The 22993-nt window shown below is 67.5% G+C and carries 25 protein-coding genes; 19 read left to right on the top strand and 6 right to left on the bottom strand.

The window, feature by feature from the left end:
* The first annotated feature begins 55 nt into the window (after positions 1 to 55).
* The 4 genes from smpB to NUW50_RS11240 all read left to right on the top strand — a co-directional run bounded on the left by smpB (position 56) and on the right by NUW50_RS11240 (position 3140).
* Positions 56 to 529: an SsrA-binding protein SmpB gene (smpB, locus tag NUW50_RS11255; RefSeq protein ID WP_258289323.1), complete on the top strand. Its 474-nt coding sequence runs from the start codon at positions 56 to 58 to the stop codon at positions 527 to 529.
* Between the two features lie 135 nt (positions 530 to 664).
* Positions 665 to 964, top strand: coding sequence for a hypothetical protein (locus tag NUW50_RS11250; protein WP_258289201.1), 300 nt, complete (start codon positions 665 to 667; stop codon positions 962 to 964).
* A 96-nt stretch (positions 965 to 1060) separates the two neighbouring features.
* Positions 1061 to 1912, top strand: coding sequence for a 3-mercaptopyruvate sulfurtransferase (gene sseA, locus NUW50_RS11245; RefSeq protein WP_258289200.1), 852 nt, complete (start codon positions 1061 to 1063; stop codon positions 1910 to 1912).
* A gap of 43 nt (positions 1913 to 1955) precedes the next feature.
* On the top strand, positions 1956 to 3140 hold the full coding sequence (locus NUW50_RS11240; RefSeq protein WP_258289199.1) for an amino acid aminotransferase: 1185 nt from the start codon (positions 1956 to 1958) through the stop codon (positions 3138 to 3140).
* 181 nt (positions 3141 to 3321) lie between these two features.
* Here the strand turns inward: NUW50_RS11240 and NUW50_RS11235 are convergent, their stop codons facing one another.
* The gene (locus NUW50_RS11235) at positions 3322 to 4677 is read right to left on the bottom strand and encodes an ammonium transporter (protein WP_258289198.1); all 1356 of its coding nucleotides are present in this window, start codon (positions 4675 to 4677) and stop codon (positions 3322 to 3324) included.
* Between the two features lie 29 nt (positions 4678 to 4706).
* Positions 4707 to 5045 carry a P-II family nitrogen regulator gene (locus NUW50_RS11230; RefSeq protein WP_258289197.1) on the bottom strand — a complete coding sequence of 113 codons (339 nt, stop codon included), beginning with the start codon at positions 5043 to 5045 and terminating at the stop codon, positions 4707 to 4709.
* A 265-nt stretch (positions 5046 to 5310) separates the two neighbouring features.
* Between NUW50_RS11230 and NUW50_RS11225 the strand changes: the two genes are divergently transcribed.
* Complete coding sequence (locus tag NUW50_RS11225; RefSeq protein ID WP_258289196.1) at positions 5311 to 7476, top strand: transglycosylase domain-containing protein; 2166 nt, start codon at positions 5311 to 5313, stop codon at positions 7474 to 7476.
* Positions 7477 to 7538: 62 nt separating this feature from the next.
* Here the strand turns inward: NUW50_RS11225 and NUW50_RS11220 are convergent, their stop codons facing one another.
* Both NUW50_RS11220 and NUW50_RS11215 read right to left on the bottom strand, forming a co-directional pair.
* Positions 7539 to 8141: an MlaC/ttg2D family ABC transporter substrate-binding protein gene (locus NUW50_RS11220; RefSeq protein WP_258289195.1), complete on the bottom strand. Its 603-nt coding sequence runs from the start codon at positions 8139 to 8141 to the stop codon at positions 7539 to 7541.
* Positions 8141 to 8893 carry an MlaA family lipoprotein gene (locus NUW50_RS11215; protein ID WP_258289194.1) on the bottom strand — a complete coding sequence of 251 codons (753 nt, stop codon included), beginning with the start codon at positions 8891 to 8893 and terminating at the stop codon, positions 8141 to 8143. Before NUW50_RS11215 ends, NUW50_RS11220 begins: the two co-directional genes overlap by 1 nt.
* A 218-nt stretch (positions 8894 to 9111) precedes the next feature.
* Between NUW50_RS11215 and NUW50_RS11210 the strand changes: the two genes are divergently transcribed.
* The 7 genes from NUW50_RS11210 (at position 9112) to NUW50_RS11180 (ending at position 15859) form a co-directional block, all read left to right on the top strand.
* The gene (locus NUW50_RS11210) at positions 9112 to 10839 is read left to right on the top strand and encodes a type I secretion system permease/ATPase (RefSeq protein WP_258289193.1); all 1728 of its coding nucleotides are present in this window, start codon (positions 9112 to 9114) and stop codon (positions 10837 to 10839) included.
* A gap of 80 nt (positions 10840 to 10919) precedes the next feature.
* The gene (locus NUW50_RS11205; protein ID WP_258289322.1) at positions 10920 to 12182 is read left to right on the top strand and encodes an HlyD family type I secretion periplasmic adaptor subunit; all 1263 of its coding nucleotides are present in this window, start codon (positions 10920 to 10922) and stop codon (positions 12180 to 12182) included.
* A gap of 61 nt (positions 12183 to 12243) precedes the next feature.
* Positions 12244 to 12708 (top strand): RidA family protein, encoded by a 465-nt coding sequence (locus tag NUW50_RS11200; protein WP_258289192.1) that lies wholly within the window; start codon positions 12244 to 12246, stop codon positions 12706 to 12708.
* On the top strand, positions 12705 to 13484 hold the full coding sequence (locus NUW50_RS11195; protein WP_258289191.1) for a glycerophosphodiester phosphodiesterase family protein: 780 nt from the start codon (positions 12705 to 12707) through the stop codon (positions 13482 to 13484). Before NUW50_RS11200 ends, NUW50_RS11195 begins: the two co-directional genes overlap by 4 nt.
* 30 nt (positions 13485 to 13514) lie before the next feature.
* A complete protein-coding gene (locus tag NUW50_RS11190) occupies positions 13515 to 14699 on the top strand; it encodes a GNAT family N-acetyltransferase (protein ID WP_258289190.1) in 1185 nt (394 codons plus the stop codon).
* A complete protein-coding gene (locus NUW50_RS11185; RefSeq protein WP_258289189.1) occupies positions 14696 to 14995 on the top strand; it encodes a 4a-hydroxytetrahydrobiopterin dehydratase in 300 nt (99 codons plus the stop codon). The genes NUW50_RS11190 and NUW50_RS11185 overlap by 4 nt, the downstream gene beginning before the upstream one ends.
* Before the next feature lie 18 nt (positions 14996 to 15013).
* Positions 15014 to 15859 carry a mechanosensitive ion channel family protein gene (locus tag NUW50_RS11180; RefSeq protein ID WP_258289188.1) on the top strand — a complete coding sequence of 282 codons (846 nt, stop codon included), beginning with the start codon at positions 15014 to 15016 and terminating at the stop codon, positions 15857 to 15859.
* Between the two features lie 77 nt (positions 15860 to 15936).
* Here the strand turns inward: NUW50_RS11180 and NUW50_RS11175 are convergent, their stop codons facing one another.
* Complete coding sequence (locus NUW50_RS11175) at positions 15937 to 16422, bottom strand: peroxiredoxin (RefSeq protein ID WP_258289187.1); 486 nt, start codon at positions 16420 to 16422, stop codon at positions 15937 to 15939.
* 77 nt (positions 16423 to 16499) lie between these two features.
* Between NUW50_RS11175 and NUW50_RS11170 the strand changes: the two genes are divergently transcribed.
* The 3 genes from NUW50_RS11170 to NUW50_RS11160 are packed head-to-tail and all read left to right on the top strand — an operon-like array spanning position 16500 to position 18926.
* Positions 16500 to 17708: an NAD(P)/FAD-dependent oxidoreductase gene (locus tag NUW50_RS11170; RefSeq protein WP_258289186.1), complete on the top strand. Its 1209-nt coding sequence runs from the start codon at positions 16500 to 16502 to the stop codon at positions 17706 to 17708.
* A 1-nt stretch (position 17709) separates the two neighbouring features.
* Entirely contained in the window at positions 17710 to 18270 is a 561-nt protein-coding gene (gene rsmD / locus NUW50_RS11165) for a 16S rRNA (guanine(966)-N(2))-methyltransferase RsmD (protein WP_258289185.1), read from the top strand.
* Positions 18267 to 18926: an HAD family hydrolase gene (locus tag NUW50_RS11160; RefSeq protein ID WP_258289184.1), complete on the top strand. Its 660-nt coding sequence runs from the start codon at positions 18267 to 18269 to the stop codon at positions 18924 to 18926. Before rsmD ends, NUW50_RS11160 begins: the two co-directional genes overlap by 4 nt.
* Positions 18927 to 18981: 55 nt before the next feature.
* On the opposite strand, the gene map is transcribed toward NUW50_RS11160, so the two are convergent.
* On the bottom strand, positions 18982 to 19794 hold the full coding sequence (gene map, locus NUW50_RS11155; protein ID WP_258289183.1) for a type I methionyl aminopeptidase: 813 nt from the start codon (positions 19792 to 19794) through the stop codon (positions 18982 to 18984).
* Positions 19795 to 19921: 127 nt separating this feature from the next.
* On the opposite strand from map, the gene NUW50_RS11150 reads away from it, so the two are divergent.
* The 4 genes from NUW50_RS11150 to NUW50_RS11135 are packed head-to-tail and all read left to right on the top strand — an operon-like array spanning position 19922 to position 22941.
* A complete protein-coding gene (locus NUW50_RS11150) occupies positions 19922 to 20653 on the top strand; it encodes a competence/damage-inducible protein A (protein ID WP_258289182.1) in 732 nt (243 codons plus the stop codon).
* Between the two features lie 59 nt (positions 20654 to 20712).
* Positions 20713 to 21411: a GNAT family N-acetyltransferase gene (locus tag NUW50_RS11145; RefSeq protein ID WP_258289321.1), complete on the top strand. Its 699-nt coding sequence runs from the start codon at positions 20713 to 20715 to the stop codon at positions 21409 to 21411.
* A 10-nt stretch (positions 21412 to 21421) separates the two neighbouring features.
* Entirely contained in the window at positions 21422 to 21988 is a 567-nt protein-coding gene (locus NUW50_RS11140) for a peroxidase-related enzyme (RefSeq protein WP_258289181.1), read from the top strand.
* Positions 21985 to 22941 (top strand): OmpA family protein, encoded by a 957-nt coding sequence (locus NUW50_RS11135; protein ID WP_258289180.1) that lies wholly within the window; start codon positions 21985 to 21987, stop codon positions 22939 to 22941. Before NUW50_RS11140 ends, NUW50_RS11135 begins: the two co-directional genes overlap by 4 nt.
* Positions 22942 to 22993 lie beyond the last annotated feature (52 nt).

The following is a 22993-nucleotide window of genomic DNA, read 5'->3' as shown; positions in this document are numbered from 1 at the left end:
TATTGCCACGCCGGAACTGGACAGCGGCGGCTGTCGCCCCTATCTCGGGCCGATCATGGCCAAGACACCGGTAGACAAGAATTACAAGGTCATCGCCGAGAACCGGCGGGCGCGCTACGATTACACGATCGAGAGCGATCTCGAATGCGGCATCGTGCTGACCGGGTCCGAGGTGAAGTCGCTGCGCCAGGGCAAGGGCTCGAACATCGCCGACAGCTATGCCAGCGTCGAGGGCGGCGAGCTCTGGCTGATCAACGGCTATATCGCGCCCTACCAGCAGGCGATGTTCCCGCATGAGGAACGACGGCGGCGCAAGCTGCTGGCTTCGAAGCGCGACATCGCCCGGATGCAGCAGGCGATCGCGCGCGAAGGCATGACGCTTGTGCCGCTGGTTCTGTATTTCAACCATCGCGGCATGGCCAAGATCAAGATCGCCATCGGCAAGGGCAAGAAGAACCAGGACAAGCGCGCCTCGGAGGCGAAACGCGACTGGAACCGGCAAAAGCAACGATTGCTAAAACAGAACTGACGGAAGGGAACTTGGCCGTTTGGCGCAAATCCGCTTGCCGCTGATTCGCGCATCGGTCAGGCTTTGCCCCGTCAGTGCGAGGGCCGGGGCCTGGCAGAACAATAACAATCGGCCCGCTTCAGGAAGGACTTCGACATGGATTGGATCGGAATGATCGTCCAGCTGGTCTCGGGCGCCGTCGGCGGAACCGTGGTCGGACGGACGAACATGGGCAAGGCGATCGACCCGGTGCTCAAGCTGGTGGTCGGCGCGATCGGCGGCATCGGCGGCGGGCAGCTCGCCGGGATGGTGGTCGGCGGCGGCGCGGCGGTGGCCGATGGTGCGGCGCCGGGCTTCGACTTTGCCAGCCTGATCACCAACGTGCTGGCTGGCGGCGTCGGTGGTGGCGTGCTGACCGGCATTCTGGGCATGCTCAAGGGCGGCTCGAAGGAATAGGGCAGGCCGGACGCCCGGCCCCCGTTGCCGGGCGTCCGCCACCCTTGCCAAGTCGGGCCGGGCTGGGTAGCAACGGGCGTCCCAGAAGGCGTTCCGATGACCGACGATCCCAAGACCCTGGTTTCCACCGACTGGCTGGCCCGACATCTGAAGGACCCGGACCTGCGAATCCTGGACGGGTCGTGGTATCTGCCGGACATGCAGCGCGACGCGAAGGCCGAATATGCCGCCGCGCATATTCCCGGTGCCCGCTTCTTCGACATCGACGACCTCAGCGACCATCGCTCGTCCCTGCCGCATATGGCGCCGCCGGTGGAGAAGTTCATGTCGCGGCTACGCGCCATGGGGGTCGGCGACGGGCATCAGGTGGTGGTCTATGACGGCGCCGGGCTGTTCTCGGCGGCGCGGGTCTGGTGGCTGTTCCGGCTGATGGGCAAGACGGATGTGGCGGTGCTGGACGGCGGGCTGCCGAAATGGCGGGCCGAGGGCCGGGCGCTGGACGACGCGCCGCCGGTGATCCGCGACCGGCACATGACGGTGCAGCGCCGTGCCGATCTGGTCCGCGACGTGACACAGGTGGCGGCGGCGGCCAAGCTGGGCGACCACGAGATTCTCGATGCCCGCTCGGCGCCGCGGTTCCGGGGCGAGGCGGCCGAGCCGCGACCGGGCCTGCGCAGCGGCCATATTCCGGGCTCGAAGAACCTGCCGTTCAGCCTGCTGATCGCGCCCGACGGCACGATGAAGACCCCGGAGGAACTGCGCGCCGTCTTTGCCGGCGCCGGCGTCGATCTGAACAAACCGGCGATCACCTCCTGCGGGTCCGGCGTCACCGCCGCGATCATCAGCCTGGCGCTGGAACGGGTCGGACATCGCAACCATGCGCTCTATGACGGTTCCTGGGCCGAATGGGGCATGTATGACGACCTGAAGGTCGAAACCGGCCCCTGAACCGACACCCTGAAGCCGAACCGCCAGAACGAGGACAAATGCGATGCTGGACAGACTGAAGCCGCAACCGGCCGACAAGATCCTGGCGCTGATGCAGCAATTCCGCGAGGACCCGCGCGAGGGCAAGATCGACCTCGGCGTCGGGGTCTACAAGGATGCTTCGGGGGTGACCCCGGTGATGCGCGCGGTGAAGAGTGCCGAGCAGAAGCTCTGGCAATCCGAAACCACCAAGACCTACACCGGCATCGCCGGCGATCCCGCCTACAACCAGGCGATGCGCAAGCTGATCCTGGCCGGCAGCGTCGCCGACGACCGGATCGCCTCGGTGGCGACGCCGGGCGGCACCGGCGCGATCCGGCAGGCGCTGGAACTGGTGAAGCGGGCCTCGCCCGAGGCGACCATCTGGCTCTCGGCGCCGACCTGGCCAAACCATCCGGCGATCGCCGGCTTCCTGGGGCTGGCGACGGCGGAATACCGTTACTTCGACCCGGCGACCTGCGGCGTCGATATCGAGGGGATGCTGGAAGACCTGGCCCGCGCCAAGCCCGGCGATCTGGTGCTGCTGCATGGCTGCTGCCACAACCCGACCGGCGCGAACCCGACCCAGACCGAATGGCAGCGGATCGTCGAGACGGTCGGCGCCAGCGGCGCGACGGTTCTGGTCGATCTGGCCTATCAGGGGTTCGGCGACGGGCTGGACGCTGATGCCTATGCCACCCGGCTGATCGCCCGAAGCCTGCCGGAAGTGCTGATCGCGGCCTCCTGCTCGAAGAACTTCGGCATCTACCGCGAGCGCACCGGCATCCTGATCGCGATCTCGGCCGAGGCCGGGGAAACCGCGGTGACGCAGCAGAACCTGGCCTCGCTGAACCGGCTGAACTTCTCGTTCCCGCCCGATCACGGCGCCCGGCTGGTGACGATGATCCTGGAAGACGAGGCCCTGCGTGACAGCTGGATGGAAGAGCTGGAAGCGACCCGCGAGGGGATGCTGGCGCTGCGGACCCAGCTGGCCGACGAGCTGCGGCGGCTGACCAATTCGGACCGCTTCGATTTCATCGCCCGGCACCGCGGGATGTTCAGCCGGCTCGGCGCGACGCCCGAGCAGGTGGCCGAGATCCGGGAGAAGTTCGGGATCTACATCGTCGGTGACAGCCGGATCAACATCGCCGGGCTGAACGCCCAGACGGTGCCGCTGCTGGCCAAGGCCATGGTCGCCGTCGGCGTCTGATCCGGCGGCACGGCCTGTGCGTGCAGGCGCGCACCCCAGGCCGGAGTCGCGGCGCGCAACACTGCCCATGCAACAAAAAACCCGGGCGCGAAGGCCCGGGGAGTTTGTCTCTGACTGACAGGAAGGACGCCAGTCCGAGGTCGTCTCGGGCGGCCACCCTGGGGGCGACCACCCGAAGCTGTCAGTAGTGGTAGGCGCTCTCTCCGTGCGAGGAGAGGTCCAGGCCCTGCCGCTCGTCTTCCGGCGTGACACGCAGGCCGGTGACCATCTTGGTGATCGAGAGCAGGATGAACGAGCCGATGCCGGACCACAGGATGGTGATGATCACCGCCTTGATCTGGATCCAGGTCTGCGCCGCCATCACGAAGTCTTCGCCACCGGCGCCACCCAGGCTCGGCGCGGTGAAGATGCCGGTGCCGACCGCACCGATGATCCCGCCGATGCCGTGGATGCCGAACACGTCCAGGCTATCGTCATAGCCGAACTTGTTCTTCACCACCGCCACGAAGAAGTAGCAGACCGCCGAGGCCAGGGCACCCAGAACGATGGCGCCGACCGGGCCGATCGAACCGCAGGCCGGGGTCACCGCGACCAGGCCGGCGATCATGCCCGAGGCTGCGCCCAGCATCGAGGCCTTGCCGCGGGTCAGCCCCTCGATCACGCTCCAGGCCACGATCGCGCCCGCCGTTGCGACGAAGGTGTTGATCATCGCCAGGCCGGCACCGCCGTTGGCTTCCAGGTTCGAGCCGACGTTGAAGCCGAACCAGCCGACCCAGAGCAGGGCCGCGCCGACCAGCGTCAGGGTCATCGAATGCGGGGCCATCATGTCCTTGCCCAGGCCGATCCGCGGACCGATCATCAGGCAGGCCACCAGGGCCGCGATCCCGGCGTTGATATGCACCACGGTGCCACCGGCAAAGTCCAGTGCGCCCATGTTGAAGATCAGGCCGGCGCCGTCCCAGACCATATGCGCCACCGGGAAGTAGACGAAGGTCACCCAGAGCACGGTGAACAGCAGAACGGCCGAGAATTTCATCCGCTCGGCGAAGGCACCGATGAACAGCGCCGGTGTCAGCGCCGCGAAGGTCATCTGGAACGAGATGAACACGAATTCGGGAATCACGAATTCGTCCGAGAAGGTCGCCGCCATGCTGTCGGCGCTCACGCCCGCCAGGAACAGCTTGCCGGTGCCGCCCCAGAAGGGAGAAGTGCCGCCACCGAAGGCGAAGGAGTAGCCGTAGACCACCCAGATCACCATCACCACGGCGCCGATCAGCGTGCACTGCATCAGCACCGAGAGCATGTTCTTGGTCCGCACCAGGCCGCCGTAGAACAGCGCCAGGCCCGGAATGAGCATCATCATGACCAGCACGGTCGAGGTCATCATCCAGGCGACATCGCCCTTGTCCATGACCGCGACCACGGCCTCTTCGGCCGCTTCGGCCACCGGTTCGGCAGCCTCTTGCGCCCAGGCGGCGACCGAGGTCAGCGCCGTCAGCGCGGCCGCGACACCGGATATTTTCGTCAGGTTCTTCATTGTATTGGTTTCCCTCAGCTCCGGCGCGGTCACAGCGCGTCTTCGTTCATTTCGCCGGTGCGGACCCGCACGGCGCTTTCGACGTCGAGCACGAAAATCTTGCCGTCGCCGATCTTGTCGGTCTTGGCCGTCTTGGTGATCGTCTCGACCACGCTGTCGGCCAGCGCGTCGGTCACGACGATCTCCAGCTTCATTTTCGGCACGAAATTCACGGCGTATTCGGCGCCACGATAGATTTCGGTATGGCCTGACTGAGAGCCGAAGCCCTTCACCTCGGCGACCATCATTCCCCGGACGCCGATCGCGGTCAGCGCTTCGCGCACTTCGTCAAGCTTGTAGGGCTTGATTGCTGCTATGATGAGTTTCACATCTGTCCCCTTCGAGTGGTGCAAACGGCCTTCGGGCAGTTCGGAACCGAACCTACGGGCCGGGGGCCGGATTCAAATCTTCGGGGGCCGGATTCGGGCGCTCATTCGGGAGAAGTTGCACATTTTTTGCACAAACAGGACTTTCCGCATACTTTTTAGGCACACATGAGACCTGTCGCGGGAATTTCTCGGTCTCCACAAGACGGGCATTTCCCCGTATGGTCGGCCGAAACAAAGAACGGCTGGGCCGTCGGGATCAGAGCAGATGAGCACGAATGGCAAGGGCCGCGGCCGGTTGGTGGCGGACAAGCGATACACGAAACCGGCTGCAGCCAAGAAGGCGCCGCCGAAGAAGGCCGCGCCCGCCCGGCGGCGGCGCAGGCCCGCCCCGCGCAAGCGGAGCGGCGGCATCCTGGGGCTGTTCGCGGCCCTGTTTCGCTGGGTGTTCGGGCTGATCTGGAAAATCGCCTGGCGCTCGACCGTCGTGGTGGCGATGATTGTCGGTCTGGCGGTGTTCTATTTCTATTCGACCCTGCCGCCGGCCTCCTCGCTGCTGGATGCGCGGGTGCGCGGCTCGGTCACGCTGCTGGACCGTGACGGCAAGGTCTTTGCCTGGCGCGGCGATCAGTATGGCGGCACGGTCAGCGCCGATTCGGTGTCGAAATACCTCAAGAACGCGGTGATCGCGACCGAGGACCGGCGCTTCTACAAGCATTTCGGCGTGTCCCCGCGCGGCATTGCCAGCGCGATCCGGATCAACCTGCGCGAAGGCCGCGGGCCGCTGTCGGGCAACGGCGGCTCGACCATCACCCAGCAGGTGGCGAAACTCCTGTGCATCGGCGTCGAATACGATCCGAAGAAATGGAAGAACGAAGCCGCCTACGAGGCCGACTGCCGCGAGAGCAGCCTGTGGCGGAAGATGAAGGAGGCCGTCTATGCCCTGGCGATGGAGGCGAAGTATTCCAAGGACGAGATCCTGACGATCTACCTGAACCGCGCCTATCTTGGCGCCGGGTCGCGGGGCTTCGAGGCGGCCTCGGAACGCTATTTCGGCAAGCCCGCCTCGCAGGTGAACCCGGCCGAGGCGGCAATGCTGGCCGGCCTGCTGACCGCGCCGTCACGCTTTGCCCCGACCAACAACCTGCAGCGCAGCCAGAACCGCGCCAAGGTGATTGTCGGGCTGATGGAAGAACAGGGCTATCTGACCAAGGCCGAGGCCGACGAGGCGCGCGCCCATCCGGCAGAGCTTTCGCCGGCCGCCGAGGCCCGCGCCGGGGGCTATTTCGCCGATTGGGTGATGGACACCGCCCCCTCGTTCCTGACCCGCGACACGACCGAGGATGTCGAACTCTACACGACCTTCGATCCGCGGATTCAGCAGGCCGCCGAAGAGGCGCTGACCTGGGTGTTCGACAACAAGGTCAAGAAGGGTTCGGAAGCGCAGGCCGCGATCGTGGTGATGTCGGCGGACGGCGCGGTGCGGGCGATGGTCGGCGGACGCAAGCTGAAGGGCGTGGCGGGCCAGTTCAACCGCGCCATCCAGGCCAAGCGGCAGACCGGGTCGAGCTTCAAGCCCTTCGTCTATGCGGCGGCGCTGGATCAGGGTTATTCGCCGAATGACATCGTGGTGGACGAACCGCTGACGATCGACATCAAGGGCTCGGGCCCCTGGTCGCCGCAGAACTACTGCCATTGCTTCAAGGGGCCGATGACCCTGACCGAGGCGCTGATGCATTCCGAGAACATCCCGGCGATCAAGATCGCGCGCGAGGTCGGGCTGGAGAATGTCCGCAAGATCGCGTCGGATTTCGGCATCCAAAGTGACCTGGCGTCGGGGCCGGCGCTGGCCCTGGGCGTGTCGGAGTCGACCTTGATCGAGATGACCGGGGCCTATGCCGGCATCCTCAACGGCGGGTCCAGCGTGAAGCCCTTCGGGCTGATCGAGCTGAAGATAAAGGGCGACGACGTGGCGCTGATGGGCCAGGAGGGCGGCTTGGGCGAACGGGTGATCACCGAGAAGGCCGCGCAGCAGCTGATCTACATGATGAACCAGGTGATCGAGCACGGCACCGGACGGCGCGCCAAGCTGGACGACCGGCAGGCGGCGGGCAAGACCGGGACCACCCAGGCGGCGCGCGATGCCTGGTTCATGGGTTTCACCGCCGATTACGTCGCCGGGGTCTGGATGGGATATGACGACAACCGGCCGCTGACCGGGGTCACCGGCTCGGGCCTGCCGGCGGAAATCTGGCGCGAGACCATGACCCGGGTGCACGAGGGCCTGCCGGCCCGGCCGCTGCCCATGCTGGTTCCCTCGCCCGCCGACGCGCCGCGCGAGACGCCCGACGATCAGATCGCACCGCCGCCGGTGGACGACGAGGCCGACCGGATCCTGCTGGACGTGATCGGCAATATCGTGAACGGGAACTAGAAGACAGCGGCGCGCGGAACCGGACGCCGCGGGCCGCAGCCGGGACGCCGGGGCGCCCCGACCTAGCCGGCCTTGGCGAGATCCTTGATCATCGCATCCAGATTGCCGCCGCGCCGGTCGATCATCGCGCCGATCTCGGTGCGCTCCGATCGCAGCAGCGAGACGCCTTCGATCAGCATGTCGTAGAACAGGTCCCTGCCGGACTTGTTCGAGACCAGGAAGATCACCTCGAACGGGGCCTCGCCCTTCAGGATCGCGGTCGTCTTGACCTCGAAATTCGACTTGATCGGTCGCGCCGATTTCACCACGACCTTGCCGCCGATGAACTCACGGAACCGCTTGCCGTATTTGCGGGAAATGTAGCCGATGAACGCCTTGGTAAAGGCCGATTTCTGCGCGGCGCTCGCGGTGCGGCCGGAAGCGCCCAGCACCGAACTGGCGATGATCGACACATCGGCGTATTTGTTGAATATCCGCGCGAAGTCGCCATACATCTGGCGCTCGGACTTGCCCGAGTTGATCACCGCATTGATGTCGGCGACCACGCGGCCGACCAGATCGGCGGCCCCCTGGGTGGTCAGCGCCATCGCCCGAAGCGGCACGGCGGCGACCAGAACGGCAGCGGAGGTTGCGGTCAGGAACTGGCGGCGGCTGGTCAGGGTCATCACTGGTCCTCGTATGGGTCGTAATAGTCGGGCTCACAGGCGTCGGGGTCGTCACGGCATTCCTTGCCGCTGGCGCCTTCGGTTCCGAACCGCAGCAAATCGTGGCGCCGGTTCTGCAGATAGAGTATCCGCGCCTGGGCGTAGCTGTCGGCGCTGTCGTACAAGATAGAGTCGACCGTCGAGCCATAGGTATAGCGATCACCAATCTTTGATAGGCCGCCCGACACGGTGGTAACGTATTTCTCGGGCGAGGGCAGCACATAACCGAGCGGGTTCAGGAAACTGTCCACCACCTTGCCGACGCTGTCGCGCTCGGTCGAGGGGCCCAGCACCGGCAGCTCGACATAGTTGCCCTCCTTCACGCCCCAGACATGCAGGGTCTCGCCGAAATCGGTGCTGCGCCGTTCCAGCCCGATGCTGGTCGCCGGATCGAACAGACCGGCCAGCCCGATGGTCGAGTTCAGGATGAAGCGGAAGGTGTTGTGGATCGCATCCTCGCCGCGGCCCTGCAGGATCGCGTTCACCACCATGCGCGGCGTATCGACGTTGTCGGCGAAATGGCTGATCCCCTGGCGCAGCGGCCGCGGGGTCGAGCCGCCATAGCCGCCCGAAAGCGGCTTTATTAGCACCTGGTCCAGCGAGGTGTTCTCGGCATGGACCCGCCGGTTCTGGGCCTCGTAGGGGTCCTGGATTCCATCCGGTATCGCCGCAGGCCCGCAGCCCGAGACGGCCAGCGTCAGGGCCAGTGCCATGCGTTGTACCCGTGGCAAAATGGACGAAGAACCAGCTTCAGACATAGAAATTCAGCACCTGCAATCGACAGATTTCCGAGAATGCTCATTGTTGCGTCAAGACAGTTGGGTGTAAAGCCGAGCTGACCCCTCGGCCCGGGACAGTTTGCCCCACGGCCGTGACGTTCGGGTGATATGGGACGGCGTGAACCCGCCGAAGGAAGCAAAGAGGTCATCCTATGACCCCAGCCGAGACAGGTCGGGCCGAACTTCGCGAAATCCGCAAGCAGAGCCGGGCGCTGTTCTGGACCGTCGGCCTGTTCAGCCTGTTCGTCAATCTGCTGATGCTGACCGGCCCGATCTTCATGCTGCAGGTCTATGACCGGGTACTGGGAAGCCGCTCGGAGGAGACGCTTCTGGCGCTGGTGATCCTGATGGGATTCCTGTTCACGATGATGGGGATCCTGGACTTTGCCCGGAACCGCATCATGGCCCGCGTCGGCGCCCGGTTTCAGGCACAGCTCGACCGGCGGGTGTTCTCGGCGGTGATGCGCCGCGCCGCGCTTGGCACAAGGCAGGGCGAGACGGTGAACAACCTGCGCGATCTCGAGGCGATCCAGCGGATGTTCTCGTCGCCGGTCTTCCTGGCGCTCTTCGACCTGCCCTTCGTGCCGCTGTTCCTGGCCGGCATCGCGATCTTCCATCCCTGGCTGGGGATACTGGCGCTGTGCGGCGGCGGCTTTCTGGTGCTGGTGGCGATCCTGAATCAGATGACCTCGGCCCCGGCGCTGAACAAGGCCAATGCAGCGATGATCCGGGCCGAGCGGATGGCGTCTCAGATCCAGGTCGAGGCCGAGATGGTGCGCTCTCTGGGGATGCTGGACAATGCCTACGACCGCTGGAACCAGGCCCGCGCCGAGAGCCTCGAAACCAGCATCCGGGCCGCCGATGTCGCGGCGGGCTACACCAGCCTGTCCAAGACCTTCAGGATGTTCCTGCAATCGGCGATGCTTGGCCTTGCGGCCCTGCTGGTGCTGCGGGTCGAGGTGACGGCGGGGGTGATGATCGCCGCGTCGATCCTGCTGGGCCGGGCGCTGGCGCCGGTGGATATGCTGGTCGGCCAGTGGCAGGTGGTGCAACGGGCCTGGAAGGGCTGGGGCACGCTGGCCACGACGCTGGGCGAAATGCCGGTGGACCCACCCCGCACCGCCCTGCCGCGGCCGAAGGCGCATCTGATCGTCCAGAACCTCACCGTGGTGCCGCCGGGCCAGCAGCAGGCCAGCCTGCGGATGATCAATGCCGAGGTGCGCCCCGGCGAGGCCCTGGGCATCATCGGGCCTTCGGGATCGGGAAAATCGACCCTGGCCCGGACCATCACCGGGGTCTGGCGCCCGGCGGGCGGGCTGATCCGGCTGGGCGGCGCGACGCTGGAACAATTCGACCCGGCGGTGCTGGGCCGCCATATCGGCTATCTGCCGCAGCGGGTGCAGCTGTTCGACGGCACGATCGCCGAGAACATCGCCGGGCTCAGCCTGACGCCGAATTCCGAAGCGGTTGTCGCGGCGGCGCAGAAATCCGGTGCGCATGACATCATCGTCGATCTGCCGGAGGGCTACGACACGAGGGTCAGCGCGGGGGGCGGCCGGCTGTCGGGCGGCCAGATGCAGCGCATCGGCCTGGCCCGCGCCATGTATGGCGATCCGGTTCTGCTGGTGCTGGACGAGCCGAACTCGAACCTCGACAACGAGGGCTCGCAGGCGCTGAACCTGGCGATCCGGCAGATGAAATCCGAAGGACGCTCGGTGATCATTATGGCGCACCGGCCGGCGGCGATCCAGGAATGCGACATGCTGCTGGTGCTGGAGAACGGAATGCGCAAGGCCTTCGGAAAAAGGGACGAGGTGTTGAGCGAGACGGTGCTGAACCACAAGCAGATCGCCCGCGGCACGACAGGGGGCATCCGTTGAGCAGGAAGACCCAGACCCGGCCCGGCGGCGCCCCGCCCGACCAAACGGCACGGCGCCGCTTCGGCGTCCGCGGCCCGGTGATGCTCGGGGTTCTGGCGCTGCTGACCCTGCTGGGCGGGTTCGGCTATTGGGCCGCGGTCTCGGAAATCTCCGGGGCGGTGGTCGCCGCAGGTCGGATCGAGGTCGAGCAGAACCGGCAGGTGGTGCAGCATCCGGACGGCGGCGTGGTGTCGGAGATCCTGGTGCATGAGGGCGACGTGGTCAGCCGCGACCAGCTTCTCCTGCAGCTTGACGGCACCCAGCTCAAATCCGAGCTATCGGTGGTCGAGGGGCAGCTCTATGAAATCCTGGCGCGCATCGGGCGGCTGGAGGCCGAACGCGACGGTGCCGCGACCATCACCTTCGATCCCGAGTTGATCGCCGCCAGCAAGACCAATCCGACCTATGCCAAGCTGATCGAAGGCCAGCAGCGGTTGTTCGCGGCCCGGACCAACTCGATGGCCCGCGAGGCCGATCAACTGGACCAGCAACGCGAACAGATCGCCAGCCAGGTCGATGGCATCGACGCCCAGATCGCGGCGCTTTCGACCCAGATCGACCTGATCGGGCAGGAACTGGCAAGCCAGGAGGAACTGCTGGCCAAGGGTCTGGCACAGGCCACCCGGGTTCTGGCGCTGCAGCGCGAGCAGGCCAGCCTGGAGGGCCGCAAGGGCGAGCTGGTCGCCAGCCGCGCCCAGGCCGGAGAGCGGATCACAGAAATCGAGATCCAGATCCAGAAGCTGCACACCAAGCGCCAGGAAGAGGCGATCACCACGCTACGCGACCTCGGCTATTCGCAGATCGAGCTGTCCGAGCGGCGCCGCGCCCTTGTCGATCAGATCGGACGGCTGGACATCCGGGCGCCGGTCTCGGGCGTGGTCTACGCGATGCAGGTCTTCACCCCGCGCTCGGTCATCAAGCCCGCCGAGCCGGTGATGTTCCTTGTGCCGCAGGACCGGCCGCTGGTCATTGCCCTGCAGGTTTCGACCCTGCACATCGACCTTCTGCATGTCGGCCAGAGCGTGATGCTGCGGTTCCCGGCCTTCGACAGCCGGACGACGCCGGAACTGGAAGGCGAGGTGATGCAGATCTCGGCCGACGCCTTCACCGACGAGCGCAGCGGCCAGTATTACCGCGCCAAGGTCCGGCTGAAGGACGGAGAGGCCTCGCGGCTGCCCAGCGGGCTTGTCCTGGTGCCTGGGATGCCGGCCGAGGCCTATATCCGCACCGGCAGCCGGACACCGCTGGAATATCTGGTCAAGCCGCTGGCCGACTACTTCAACCGCGCCTTCCGGGAAAGCTGACACCGGCTACGACGCGCGGTAGGAACAAGCCGAATTCAGGATGAACGAAGAGGAGAAGACGATGGCTGGACGGATCGAAGCACGACTGGCGGAGCTTGGGGTGAGCCTGCCCGACGCCGCCGCCCCGGTGGCGAATTACGTGCCGGCGGTCGAGGCGGGCGGCCTGCTCTACATCTCCGGGCAGGTGTCGCGGGGGCCCGAGGGGCCGATCACCGGGCGGCTCGGCGACCAGGTGAGCGTCGAGGCCGGCGCCGCAGCGGCAAAGACCTGCGCGGTCCAGTTGCTGGCCCAGGTCCGGGCCGCCTGCGGCGGCGATCTGGACCGGCTGAAGCGGGTGGTCAAGCTGACCGGCTTCGTCAATTCCAGCCCCGATTTCACCGACCAGCCCAAGGTCGTCAACGGCGCCTCGGATTTCATGGTCGAGGTGCTGGGCGATGCCGGGCGCCATGCCCGCTCGGCCGTCGGCGTGGCCGCCCTGCCGCTGGGCGTCGCGGTCGAGATCGAAGGGATCTTTGAAATCGAATGACACAGCTCGACCCTGCATTCCTGGGACCGCCGATCGCGCATCGGGCCTATCACGACCCCGAGGCCGGACGGCCCGAGAACTCCCTTGCTGCCGTGCGGGCCGCGATCGCGGCGGGCTATGGCATCGAAATCGACGTGCAACCCTCGTCGGACGGCGTGGCGATGGTCTTCCATGACAACGACCTGGAACGGCTGACCGGCCGCAAGGGCCCGGTGACCGGGCTGGACGCGGCGACCCTGGGCCAGCTGAAGATCCTCGGCTCCGAGGAACGGGTGCCGACCCTGGCACAGGTTCTGGACGAGGTCGCGGGCCGGGTGCCGCTGCTGATCGAGGTCAAGGACCAGAGCCATGCGCTGAAACCGGTGGATGGAAGGCTTGAGGAAACGGTGGCCGAGACCCTGGCAGGCTATTCCGGGCCGGTGGCGCTGATGTCCTTCAACCCCTATTCGGTGGCGCATCTGGCGCGGCTGGCGCCGGACATTCCGCGCGGCCTGACCACCTGCGGCTATGCCGAGAGCTGGTGGAACAGGATGCCCGAGGAAGAACGCCTGCGCCTGCGCGGCATCCCCGATTACGGCCCGACCGGCGCCAGCTTCATCAGCCACGAGGCCAGCGACCTGGCGCGGCCCCGGGTGGCCGAACTGAAGGCCGAGGGCGCGGCGGTGCTGTGCTGGACCATCCGTTCGCCCGTGGTCGAGGCGGAAGCGCGCAGGATTGCCGACAATGTGACCTTCGAAGGCTATGCAGCAGCGATCCCGGGGCAAGTCGTCCCTTGACCCCGGCGCCGCAGCGCCGAGGTTAGGGCCATGGCCAGCGAAACGCTTGAAGTGACCCTGCACGGCTCGATCGAGGCGATCGGCCGTGACGACTGGGACGCCTGCGCCTGCCCCGAGGCCGGGGACGGCGGGCGCCCCGACGACCCGTTCACCACCTACCGGTTCCTCGCGGCGCTGGAGGAAAGCCGCTCGGTCGGAGAGGGCACCGGCTGGATGCCGCGGCTGCTGACGGTCCGTGCCGGGGGCCAGGTGGTGGCGGTGGCGCCGAGCTATCTCAAATCGCACAGCCAGGGCGAGTACATCTTCGATTTCGCCTGGGCCAATGCGCTGGAGAATGCCGGCGGGCGCTATTACCCCAAGCTGCAACTGGCCGTGCCCTTCACACCGGCCACCGGGCGGCGGTTCCTGACCCGGCCGGGCTGGGAGGAGACCGGCCGCGCGGCGCTGGTCGAAGGCGCGGTGCGGATCGCCTCGGACAACGGCCTGTCCTCGGTTCACGCCACCTTCTGCACCGCCGAAGAGGCCGAAGCGGGCAAGGCCATGGGCCTGCTGCACCGGGTCTCTCAGCAATTCCACTGGGAGAACCGGGGCTATGCGGGCTTCGACGATTTCCTGGCCGCGCTGAGCAGCCGCAAGCGCAAGAACATCCGCAAGGAACGCGCCGAGGCGCAAGGATTCGGCGGCGAGATCAACAGCTATACCGGCGACCGGCTGCGGCCCGAGCACTGGGACGCCTTCTGGCGTTTCTATCAGGACACCGGCAGCCGCAAATGGGGCTCGCCCTATCTGACCCGGCCGTTCTTCGACCTGATCCAGCGCGACATGCGCGACGACGTGCTGCTGGTCCTGGCCGAGCGCGACGGCGAACCGGTCGCCGGGGCGCTGAACTTCATCGGCCGCAAGACCCTGTTCGGCCGCTACTGGGGCTGCACCGAACATCATCCGTTCCTGCATTTCGAACTCTGCTATTATCAGGCCATCGACTATGCCATCGCGCATGGTCTGAGGGTCGAGGCAGGGGCGCAGGGAGAGCACAAGCTGGCCCGCGGCTATCTGCCGGTCGAGACCCATTCGCTGCACTGGATTGCCGATCCGGGTTTCCGTCGCGCGGTCGCGGACTATCTGGAGGCGGAAGCACAGGCGGTGGACAACGAGATCGAGGTGCTGACCGCCTATGGTCCGTTCCGCCGCGACGAGAGGGAGGAAGCCGAATGACTGAGCTGCTGACGGGGGAAACCCGCGCCGCGGTGCTGGACCCGCTGCTGGCCGATGGCTGGATCGAGACCGAGGCCGGCACGGCCCTGACCAAGACCTTCACCTTTCACAATTTCTCCGAGGCCTTCAGCTGGATGACCCGGGTGGCGCTGCTGGCCGAGAAGATCGACCACCACCCCGAGTGGACGAATGTCTACAAAAGGGTCGAAGTGCGGCTGAGCACCCATTCGGCCGGCGGGCTGACGGCGCTGGATGTCGAGATGGCCACCGCCATGGATGCCTTTGCGACCCACTGATCACACGAGGAAACGGATATGGACTGGCTGAACGACGACAGGGTCACGGCAGTGATCGCCATCGGGCTGAACCTGCTTTACGCGGTCTTGATCCTGCTCGCGGCGCTCTATCTCTCGGGCTGGGTCAAGCGCCGGGTGCAGGGCATCGCGACGCGCTATCCCAAGGTCGATGTCACCCTGTTCTCGTTCCTGGGTTCGCTGGCGCAATATGCGGTGCTGGCCTTCGCCGGGGTGTTCATCCTGGGCCGGTTCGGGATCCAGACCACCTCGCTGGTGGCGCTGATCGGTGCCGCCGGGCTGGCGATCGGCCTGGCCCTGCAGGGCACCCTGTCGAATCTTGCCGCCGGGGTGATGCTGGTGATCTTCCGGCCGTTCCGGGTCGGCGACTATATCGAGGGCGCCGGAACGGCCGGCACGGTGAAGACGATCAACCTGTTCTTCACCGAACTGGCAACGCCGGCCAATGTGCAGATCATTGTGCCGAACGGCGACATCTGGGCCTCGGCGATCACCAATTACTCGGTCAACGAGACCCGCCGGATCGACCTGACGGTCGGCGTCGGCTATGGCGCGGATCTCAAGCAGGTGGATCGGGTGCTGGCCGCGATCGTGGCCGAGGAGCCGCGCGCCCTGGCCGATCCGGCGCCCTTCATCAAGGTCGCCAACCTGGGCGACAGCTCGGTCGATTTCGCGGTCCGGGTCTGGGTCCGGCGGGCCGACTGGTGGGACACGAAATGCGACCTGACCCGCGCCATCAAGGACCGGTTCGACGCCGAGGGAATCGACATTCCTTTCCCGACCCGCACCCTGGTCTGGCCGGACCGCCCGGAACCGCCCGAGGCCCGGGTGATGCCGGCCGAATAGGCCCCGCCGCCGCGCCGGCGGCGCCGTCAGACGCCTCCGGCGGGAGTATTTCGGACCCAAAGATGCGGGTGCCGGGCTCAGATCGCGGCCAGCAGCGCCTCGGCGCCCGAGACCTCGCAGCCGCGGCCGGTTTCCGGCGCGAAGACCTGAACCACGCCATCGACGACATACATCGCATAGCGTTTCGAGCGGCCATAGAGGCCCGCCGCCGGGGCGTCGAAGCTCATTCCCAGGGCCCTGGTGAAGCTGCCATCGGCATCGGCCAGCAGGGTGATCCCGGCCTCGGTGGCGCCGGTGACCTCGCCCCACATCCGCATCACATGGGCGTCGTTGACCGAGATGCAGACGATCTCGTCCACGCCCTTGGCATCGAAACCGGGCCTGGACCGGATGAAGCCGGGCAGATGCGCCGAATGGCAGGTCGGGGTGAAGGCGCCGGGCACCGCGAAGAGGGCGATCCTGCGGCCCCGGGTCAGCGCCGACAGCGCGACCTCTTCCGGTCCCTCGGGACCGATCCTGCGGAATGTGGCCTCGGGCAGCCGGTCTCCCTGGGCTATGGTCATTTTCGCGCGCTCCTGAATTGCGTTACATCGGCAGCTGGATATAGGGTCCGGCGCGGACAAGGCCAGAGGGGGCGCATGTGACGAAGCATTTCCTGATCGTGGGGGCGGGACAGGCCGGGCAGGCGCTGGCCGGAAAGCTGCGGGCGCTGGATGACGACTGCGCGATCACCCTGATCGGGGAAGAACCGGTGCCGCCCTATCAGCGCCCGCCGCTGTCGAAGAAATACCTGCTGGGCGAAATGGCGGTCGAACGGCTCTATCTGCGGCCGGAGAGCTGGTACGACGAGAACCGGATCGCGCTGCGGCTGGGTCGGCCGGTGCGGGCCCTGGACCGGGGCGCGAAGACGGTGACGCTGGGCGAGGACGTGCTGCCCTATGACGGTCTGGCGCTGGCCACCGGCGCGGTACCGCGGCGCCTGCCGGCGGCGATCGGCGGCGAGCTGGACGGCGTCTACACGGTGCGGAGCCTCGCCGATGTCGATGCGATGGCCCCGGAATTCGCGGCGGGACGGCGCCTGCTGGTGGTCGGCGGCGGCTATATCGGGCTGGAAGCGGCGGCGGTGGCGGCGCGGCGCGGCCTGCAGGTGACGGTGCTGGAAGCGGCGCCGCGGATATTGCAGCGGGTGGCGGCGCCCGAGACCAGCGACTATTTCCGCGCCGCCCATGCCGCCGAAGGGGTGGATATCCGCGAGAACTGCGGTCTCGAGGCGCTGCTGGGCGAAGGCCGGGTCGGCAGCGCCCGGTTGAGCGACGGCTCGACGCTGGAGGTCGATTTCGTGGTCGTCGGGGTGGGGATCACGCCCGATACCGCCCTGGCCGAAGCGGCTGGGCTGGAGATCGACAACGGGATCCGCACCGACAGCCACTGCCGGACCTCGGACCCGTCGATCTGGGCGGCCGGGGATTGCGCCTCGTTCCCCGGCCCGGCCGGGCGGCTTCGGCTGGAAAGCGTCGGCAATGCGATCGACATGGCCGAATGCGCCGCCGCCAACATGGCCGGACGGCCGCAGGACTATGTTCCGGCGCCCTGGTTCTGGTCGGATCAGTTCGACATCAAGTTGCAGATCGCCGGTCTCTCGACCGGCTATGACCGGATCGTGATCCGCGACACGCCGCCGGGCCGGTCGCACTGGTACTATGCCGGCGACCGGCTGATCGCGGTGGACGCGATGAACGACTCGCGCGCCTACATGATCGGCAAGCGGCTGATCGAGGCCGGGCGCTCGCCCGATCCGGCGGTGATTGCCGATCCGGAAGCCGATCTGAAACCGCTGCTGAAAGCCTAGGGTGAGAATCGTCGGCGGCAGGATGCGCGGCCTGAAACTGGCCGAACTCGGTGCCGGAGACCCTGCCGCGCATCTGCGCCCGACCCCGGACCGGGTCCGCGAGGCGATGTTCAACCTGCTGGTCAACGGCCGGATGGGCGATGTGGTGCAGGGCGCCCGGGTGCTGGATCTCTTCGCCGGCAGCGGAGCGCTGGCGCTGGAGGCGCTGTCGCGCGGCGCCGCGGAAGCGGTGCTGGTCGATGACGGGCGCGCGGCGGCGGCGCTGATCGGGCGCAACCTCTCCCTGGCCCGGGCCGGGGCCGAGGCCCGGCATCTGAAACGCGATGCCCGCCGGCTGGGCCCCTGCGACGGCGCCGGCTTCGATCTGGTGTTTCTCGACCCGCCCTATGGCGCCGGTCTGGGCGAGGCGGCACTGGAGTCGGCGCTGGCGGGCGGCTGGATCGCCCCCGGCGCGGTGGTGGTCTGGGAGGAAAGCCGGCCGCCCCTGCCGCCGCCCGGGCTGGTCCAGCGCGACCAACGCCGCTATGGCGAGACGCTGGTAACGATCTGCGAGGCGACATGACCCCGAACCCGCGCCCGAGGGCGGTGATCTTCGACTGTGACGGCGTGCTGGTGGACAGCGAACCGGTGGCGCATGAGCTTATCGCCGAGAGCCTGAGCCGCCATGGCCTGCCGATCAGCGTCGAGGAGGTGTCGAGCAGCTATATCGGCGGCACCATGGCCAATGTGGCCGCCCGCGCCCGCGACCAGGGCGCCACCCTGCCCGAGCACTGGGTCTCGGACATCTATGCCGAGCTCTATGCCCGGCTGGCCGAAGGCGTTGCGCTGATCGAGGGCATCCTGCCGGTGCTCGAAAGGCTGGACGCGGCGGCGATCCCCTATGCGGTCGGCTCGAACGGCACCCGGCAGAAGATGGCGATCACCCTTGGCCAGCATCCGGAGGTGATGCGGCGGGTCGAGGGGCGGCTGTGGTCGGCGCATGACCATGGCACGGCCAAGCCCGACCCGGGACTTTATCTGCTGGCAGCCGAGGGGCTGGGCGTGGCGCCGGGCGACTGCGTGGTGGTCGATGACAGCCCCTCGGGCTGCACCGCGGGGGTCCGGGCGGGAATGCGGACGCTGGGCTTCGCCGAACATGACGACGGCGCCCGGCTGCGCGAGATCGGGGCCGAGGTGTTCCACCGGATGAGCGACCTGCCCGGGCTGCTGGGGCTCTAGGGCGGGTCGCCCGGCGCAACGGGGATCGGGGCGGCCGGGTCAGCCCGGCGGGCCTTCAGCCCCAGGTCGGGTGGAACTTGCCGGCCGGCGACAGCGTGAAAATGTCGCAGCCATCGGAAGTGACACCCACCGAATGCTCGAACTGCGCCGACAGCGACTTGTCGCGGGTCACGGCGGTCCAGTCGTCGGCGAGGATCTTGGTCTCGGGGCGGCCCAGGTTCACCATCGGCTCGATGGTGAAGAACATGCCTTCCTCGAGCCGGGCGCCGGTGCCCGGACGGCCGTAATGCAGCACGTTCGGCGGGGCGTGGAACACCCGGCCCAGGCCATGGCCGCAGAAGTCGCGCACCACGCTCATCCGCTGCGCCTCGACATAGCTCTGGATCGCCGCGCCAATGTCGCCGAAGGTGTTGCCGGGCTTCACCGCCTCGATCCCCAGCATCAGCGCGTCATGGGTGGTCTGTATCAGCCGCTCGGCCTTGCGGTTCGGGCGGCCCGCCACATACATCCGGCTGGAATCGCCGAACCAACCGTCAACGATCACGGTGACGTCGATGTTCAGGATATCGCCTTCCTTCAGCACCTTGTCGCCGGGAATCCCGTGGCAGACGACATGGTTCACGCTGATGCAGGAGGCGTGCTTGTAGCCCTTGTAGCCGATGGTGGCCGAGGTGGCGCCGGAGTTCTCCACCGTCTCGGTGATCCAGGCGTCGATCGCGCCGGTGGTGGCGCCGGGCTGCACCAGGGCGGTGACGTCATCCAGTATCTGCGCCGCCAGCTTGCCGGCCTTGTGCATTCCGTCGAAATCGGCGGCTTCGTAGATCCGGATACCGTCCCTTGTCAGACGGCTGTGTGTGCGATCCTCCAACGGGCCGATCCTTCTGTGACTTTCGGCGCAAAGATAGGTCAAGCCTCATGGAATTGCCAGAGCGGCAGGGTTTGAAACATCGTCGCCCCCGGCTATAGCATGGGCAGAAACGGCAGCCGAGGCCCCCATGCCCAACCCAACCGCAGCAATGCTTGTGATCGGTGACGAGATCCTCTCGGGCCGCACCCGTGACGCCAACATGCACCATCTGGCCCAGGAGCTGGCCCGGGCCGGGATCGACCTGCGCGAGGTGCGGATCGTCGCCGATGACGAAGAGGCGATCGTCGCCGCGGTGAACGCCCTGCGCAGCCGCTGGCAGACGGTCTTCACCTCGGGCGGGATCGGTCCGACGCATGACGACATCACCGCCGATGCCATCGCCCGGGCCTTCGGGGTCGGGATCGGGGTCCGCGACGATGCCCGCGCCATCCTGGCGGCCCGCTACGAGAAGATGGGCACCGAGCTGAACGAGGCCCGGCTGCGGATGGCCCGGATTCCGGACGGCGCCACGCTGATCGAGAATCCGGTCTCCGGCGCGCCGGGCTTCACGCTCGGCAATGTCCATGTCATGGCCGGGGTGCCGGCGGTGTTCCAGGCCATGGTCGCCAGCGTCCTGCCGGGGCTGACCGGCGGCACGCCGCTGATCTCGCGCGGGCTCAGGGTCGAGCGGCCCGAGGGCGACATCGCCGGCCCGCTGGCCGAGATCGCCAGCGACTACCCGGCGCTGTCGATCGGCTCCTATCCCTTCATCCAGCAGGGCCGCTATGGCGCGAACATCGTCTTTCGCGGCACCGACGCGGCCGAGATCGAGGCCGCCATGGCACGGCTGGCCTCCGTGTTCCCCGGCGAGACCCGGTGAGCCGGGGCGCCCCGCCCGCTGCCGACGGCAGGCCCTCGGGGGCGCGGCTCTTTGCGGCGATGGAGGCGACCTGGCCCCCGGCGCGGCGCTGGCGGACGGGGCCCTTCACCCTGCGCGACGGTCAGGGCGGCGGCCAGCGCGTCAGTGCCGCCACGGTCGAGTCGGCGTTCACCCCGGCCGAGCTGGACAGCACCATTGCCGCGATGCCGGAGCCGATCTTCCAGATCGGAGCGGGCGCCGCGGCCCGGGCGCTGGACCAGGCGCTTGAGGCACGCGGCTGGCGGATCAACGATCCGGTGGTACTCTACCTCGCCCCGGTGCCGGTCCTGGCCGCCGAGCCCCCGCCCCGGGTCTCGGCCTTCGCGCTCTGGCCGCCGCTGGCGATCATGCGCGACCTCTGGGCCGAGGGCGGAATCGGCCCGGCGCGGCTGGCGGTGATGGAACGTGTCGGCGGCCCGAAGATGGCGCTGCTGGCGCGGGCCGGGGACCGGCCCGCCGGGGTCGGCTTTGTCGCTCTCGACGACGACATCGCCATGGTCCATGCGCTGCACATCCTGCCCGAAAGCCGCCGCCAGGGCGCCGCCCGCAACCTGATGCGCGCCGCGGCCGGCTGGGCCGACAGGCTGGGCGCCCGCTGGCTGGCGCTGGCCGTGACGCGACAGAATGCCGCCGCCAACGGGCTCTATGCTTCCCTCGGCATGGAGATCGTGGAAAAGTATCACTACCGCATCCCGCCCGATGCGGGACAAGGGGGATAGCACCAGACCGATGACCGAGAAACCCACCGCATTGGACCTGCCGCCGGTCGATCCCTTGCCGAAGGAAACCGCCGATTACTTCGCGCTCTGCGAGGAGAAGCTGGGCATCGTGCCGAATGTCCTGCGCGCCTATGCCTTCGATATCGACAAGCTGAACGCCTTCACGGCGATGTACAACGACCTGATGCTGGCGCCCTCGGGGCTGAGCAAGCTGGAGCGCGAGATGATCGCGGTGGTGGTCAGCTCCGAGAACCGCTGCTGGTATTGCCAGGTCGCGCATGGCGCCGCGGTGCGGGCGCTGTCGGGCGATCCGGCCCTGGGCGAGGCCATGGTGATGAACTACCGGGTCGCGCCGCTCAGCCCGCGGCAACGCGCGATGCTCGATTTCGCCGTGCTGCTGACCCGCGCCAGCGCCACCGTCACCGAATCCGACCGCCAGGTGCTGCGCGACGCGGGGTTCTCGGACCGCGACATCTTCGACATCGCCTCGGTCGCCGGGTTCTTCAACATGACGAACCGGGTCGCCTCGGCCAGCGGGATGGAGCCGAACCCCGAATACCACGCGCAGGCGCGATGATCCGCGCGGCTCTGGCGCTGTTGCTGTCGGCCACGCCGGCCCTGGCGGTGACGCTGGAGCTGCCCGGCGCCGCGAATGTCACCGCCGCGACGACCGAAACCGGGGGGCTGCGGCTGCCGGTCGGGGTCTTTGCAGAGGGCCAGGTGCCGACCCGGGAATTCGCCGGCCAGGTCTCGCGCCAGGCCTGGGAGGTGCCGGGCGATCTGACCAGCTATCAGCTGCTCGATCCGCTGCGCGCGCAGCTGATCGCCCAGGGGTTCACCCTGCTGGTCGATTGCGACACCATCACCTGCGGCGGCTTCGACTTCCGCTTTGCCATCGACGTGATGCCGGAACCGGCGATGCATGTCGATCTGGGCGATTTCCGCTATCTCGCCGCCGAAAAGCCCGGGGAAGACGGGACCGAGGCGATCAGCCTTCTGGTCAGTCGCAGCGCCACGGCGGCCTTTCTGCAGGTGCAGGTGGTCGAGACCGGCGCCGCCGCGCAGGGTGCCGACAACGGTCAGGCGATCACCATCACCCCGGGACAGGGCGACGGAAAGGGCCCGGTACCGGACGGCATCGACTATCAGCCCGGCAATCTGGCGAAGCTGCTGGAAGCCAACGGTTTCGTGGTTCTGGACGATCTGACATTCGGCACCGGATCGACCGAGCTCGGCCCCGGCCCCTATGCCTCGCTGGCCGAGCTGGCCGCCTATCTGAACGCCCATGCCGACCGCAAGGTGATCCTGGTCGGCCATACCGATTCCACCGGCGGGCTCGACATCAACATCGCCGTGTCGCGGCGCCGCGCCGCCTCGGTGGTGGAGCGGCTGGCCACGAGCTATGGCGTGCCGCGAAACCAGATCAGCGCCGAGGCCGTGGGCTATCTGGCGCCGCGCGCCTCGAACCTGACCGAGGCCGGACGCACCGCGAACCGCCGCGTCGAAGCGGTGCTGATCTCGACCGAGTGACCCCCGCGCCCGGCGTTTCGCCGAACGACAAAGGCCGCGCATCGCGCGGCCC

The organism is Frigidibacter sp. ROC022, assembly GCF_024723735.1.
In the GTDB taxonomy this organism is placed as follows: domain Bacteria; phylum Pseudomonadota; class Alphaproteobacteria; order Rhodobacterales; family Rhodobacteraceae; genus SLM-1.
This window is presented reverse-complemented; position numbering and strand designations above follow the sequence as displayed.

Excerpts from the sequence above, each read along its gene's own strand:
- smpB (WP_258289323.1), top strand. The coding sequence starts at position 56 with ATGGCCAAGACACCGGTAGACAAGAATTACAAGGTCATCGCCGAGAAC.
- NUW50_RS11250 (WP_258289201.1), top strand. The coding sequence starts at position 665 with ATGGATTGGATCGGAATGATCGTCCAGCTGGTCTCGGGCGCCGTCGGC.
- sseA (WP_258289200.1), top strand. The coding sequence starts at position 1,061 with ATGACCGACGATCCCAAGACCCTGGTTTCCACCGACTGGCTGGCCCGA.
- NUW50_RS11240 (WP_258289199.1), top strand. The coding sequence starts at position 1,956 with ATGCTGGACAGACTGAAGCCGCAACCGGCCGACAAGATCCTGGCGCTG.
- NUW50_RS11235 (WP_258289198.1), bottom strand. The coding sequence starts at position 4,677 with ATGAAGAACCTGACGAAAATATCCGGTGTCGCGGCCGCGCTGACGGCG.
- NUW50_RS11225 (WP_258289196.1), top strand. The coding sequence starts at position 5,311 with ATGAGCACGAATGGCAAGGGCCGCGGCCGGTTGGTGGCGGACAAGCGA.
- NUW50_RS11220 (WP_258289195.1), bottom strand. The coding sequence starts at position 8,141 with ATGACCCTGACCAGCCGCCGCCAGTTCCTGACCGCAACCTCCGCTGCC.
- NUW50_RS11215 (WP_258289194.1), bottom strand. The coding sequence starts at position 8,893 with ATGGCACTGGCCCTGACGCTGGCCGTCTCGGGCTGCGGGCCTGCGGCG.
- NUW50_RS11210 (WP_258289193.1), top strand. The coding sequence starts at position 9,112 with ATGACCCCAGCCGAGACAGGTCGGGCCGAACTTCGCGAAATCCGCAAG.
- NUW50_RS11205 (WP_258289322.1), top strand. The coding sequence starts at position 10,920 with ATGCTCGGGGTTCTGGCGCTGCTGACCCTGCTGGGCGGGTTCGGCTAT.
- NUW50_RS11200 (WP_258289192.1), top strand. The coding sequence starts at position 12,244 with ATGGCTGGACGGATCGAAGCACGACTGGCGGAGCTTGGGGTGAGCCTG.
- NUW50_RS11195 (WP_258289191.1), top strand. The coding sequence starts at position 12,705 with ATGACACAGCTCGACCCTGCATTCCTGGGACCGCCGATCGCGCATCGG.
- NUW50_RS11190 (WP_258289190.1), top strand. The coding sequence starts at position 13,515 with ATGGCCAGCGAAACGCTTGAAGTGACCCTGCACGGCTCGATCGAGGCG.
- NUW50_RS11185 (WP_258289189.1), top strand. The coding sequence starts at position 14,696 with ATGACTGAGCTGCTGACGGGGGAAACCCGCGCCGCGGTGCTGGACCCG.
- NUW50_RS11180 (WP_258289188.1), top strand. The coding sequence starts at position 15,014 with ATGGACTGGCTGAACGACGACAGGGTCACGGCAGTGATCGCCATCGGG.
- NUW50_RS11175 (WP_258289187.1), bottom strand. The coding sequence starts at position 16,422 with ATGACCATAGCCCAGGGAGACCGGCTGCCCGAGGCCACATTCCGCAGG.
- NUW50_RS11160 (WP_258289184.1), top strand. The coding sequence starts at position 18,267 with ATGACCCCGAACCCGCGCCCGAGGGCGGTGATCTTCGACTGTGACGGC.
- NUW50_RS11150 (WP_258289182.1), top strand. The coding sequence starts at position 19,922 with ATGCCCAACCCAACCGCAGCAATGCTTGTGATCGGTGACGAGATCCTC.
- NUW50_RS11145 (WP_258289321.1), top strand. The coding sequence starts at position 20,713 with ATGGAGGCGACCTGGCCCCCGGCGCGGCGCTGGCGGACGGGGCCCTTC.
- NUW50_RS11140 (WP_258289181.1), top strand. The coding sequence starts at position 21,422 with ATGACCGAGAAACCCACCGCATTGGACCTGCCGCCGGTCGATCCCTTG.
- NUW50_RS11135 (WP_258289180.1), top strand. The coding sequence starts at position 21,985 with ATGATCCGCGCGGCTCTGGCGCTGTTGCTGTCGGCCACGCCGGCCCTG.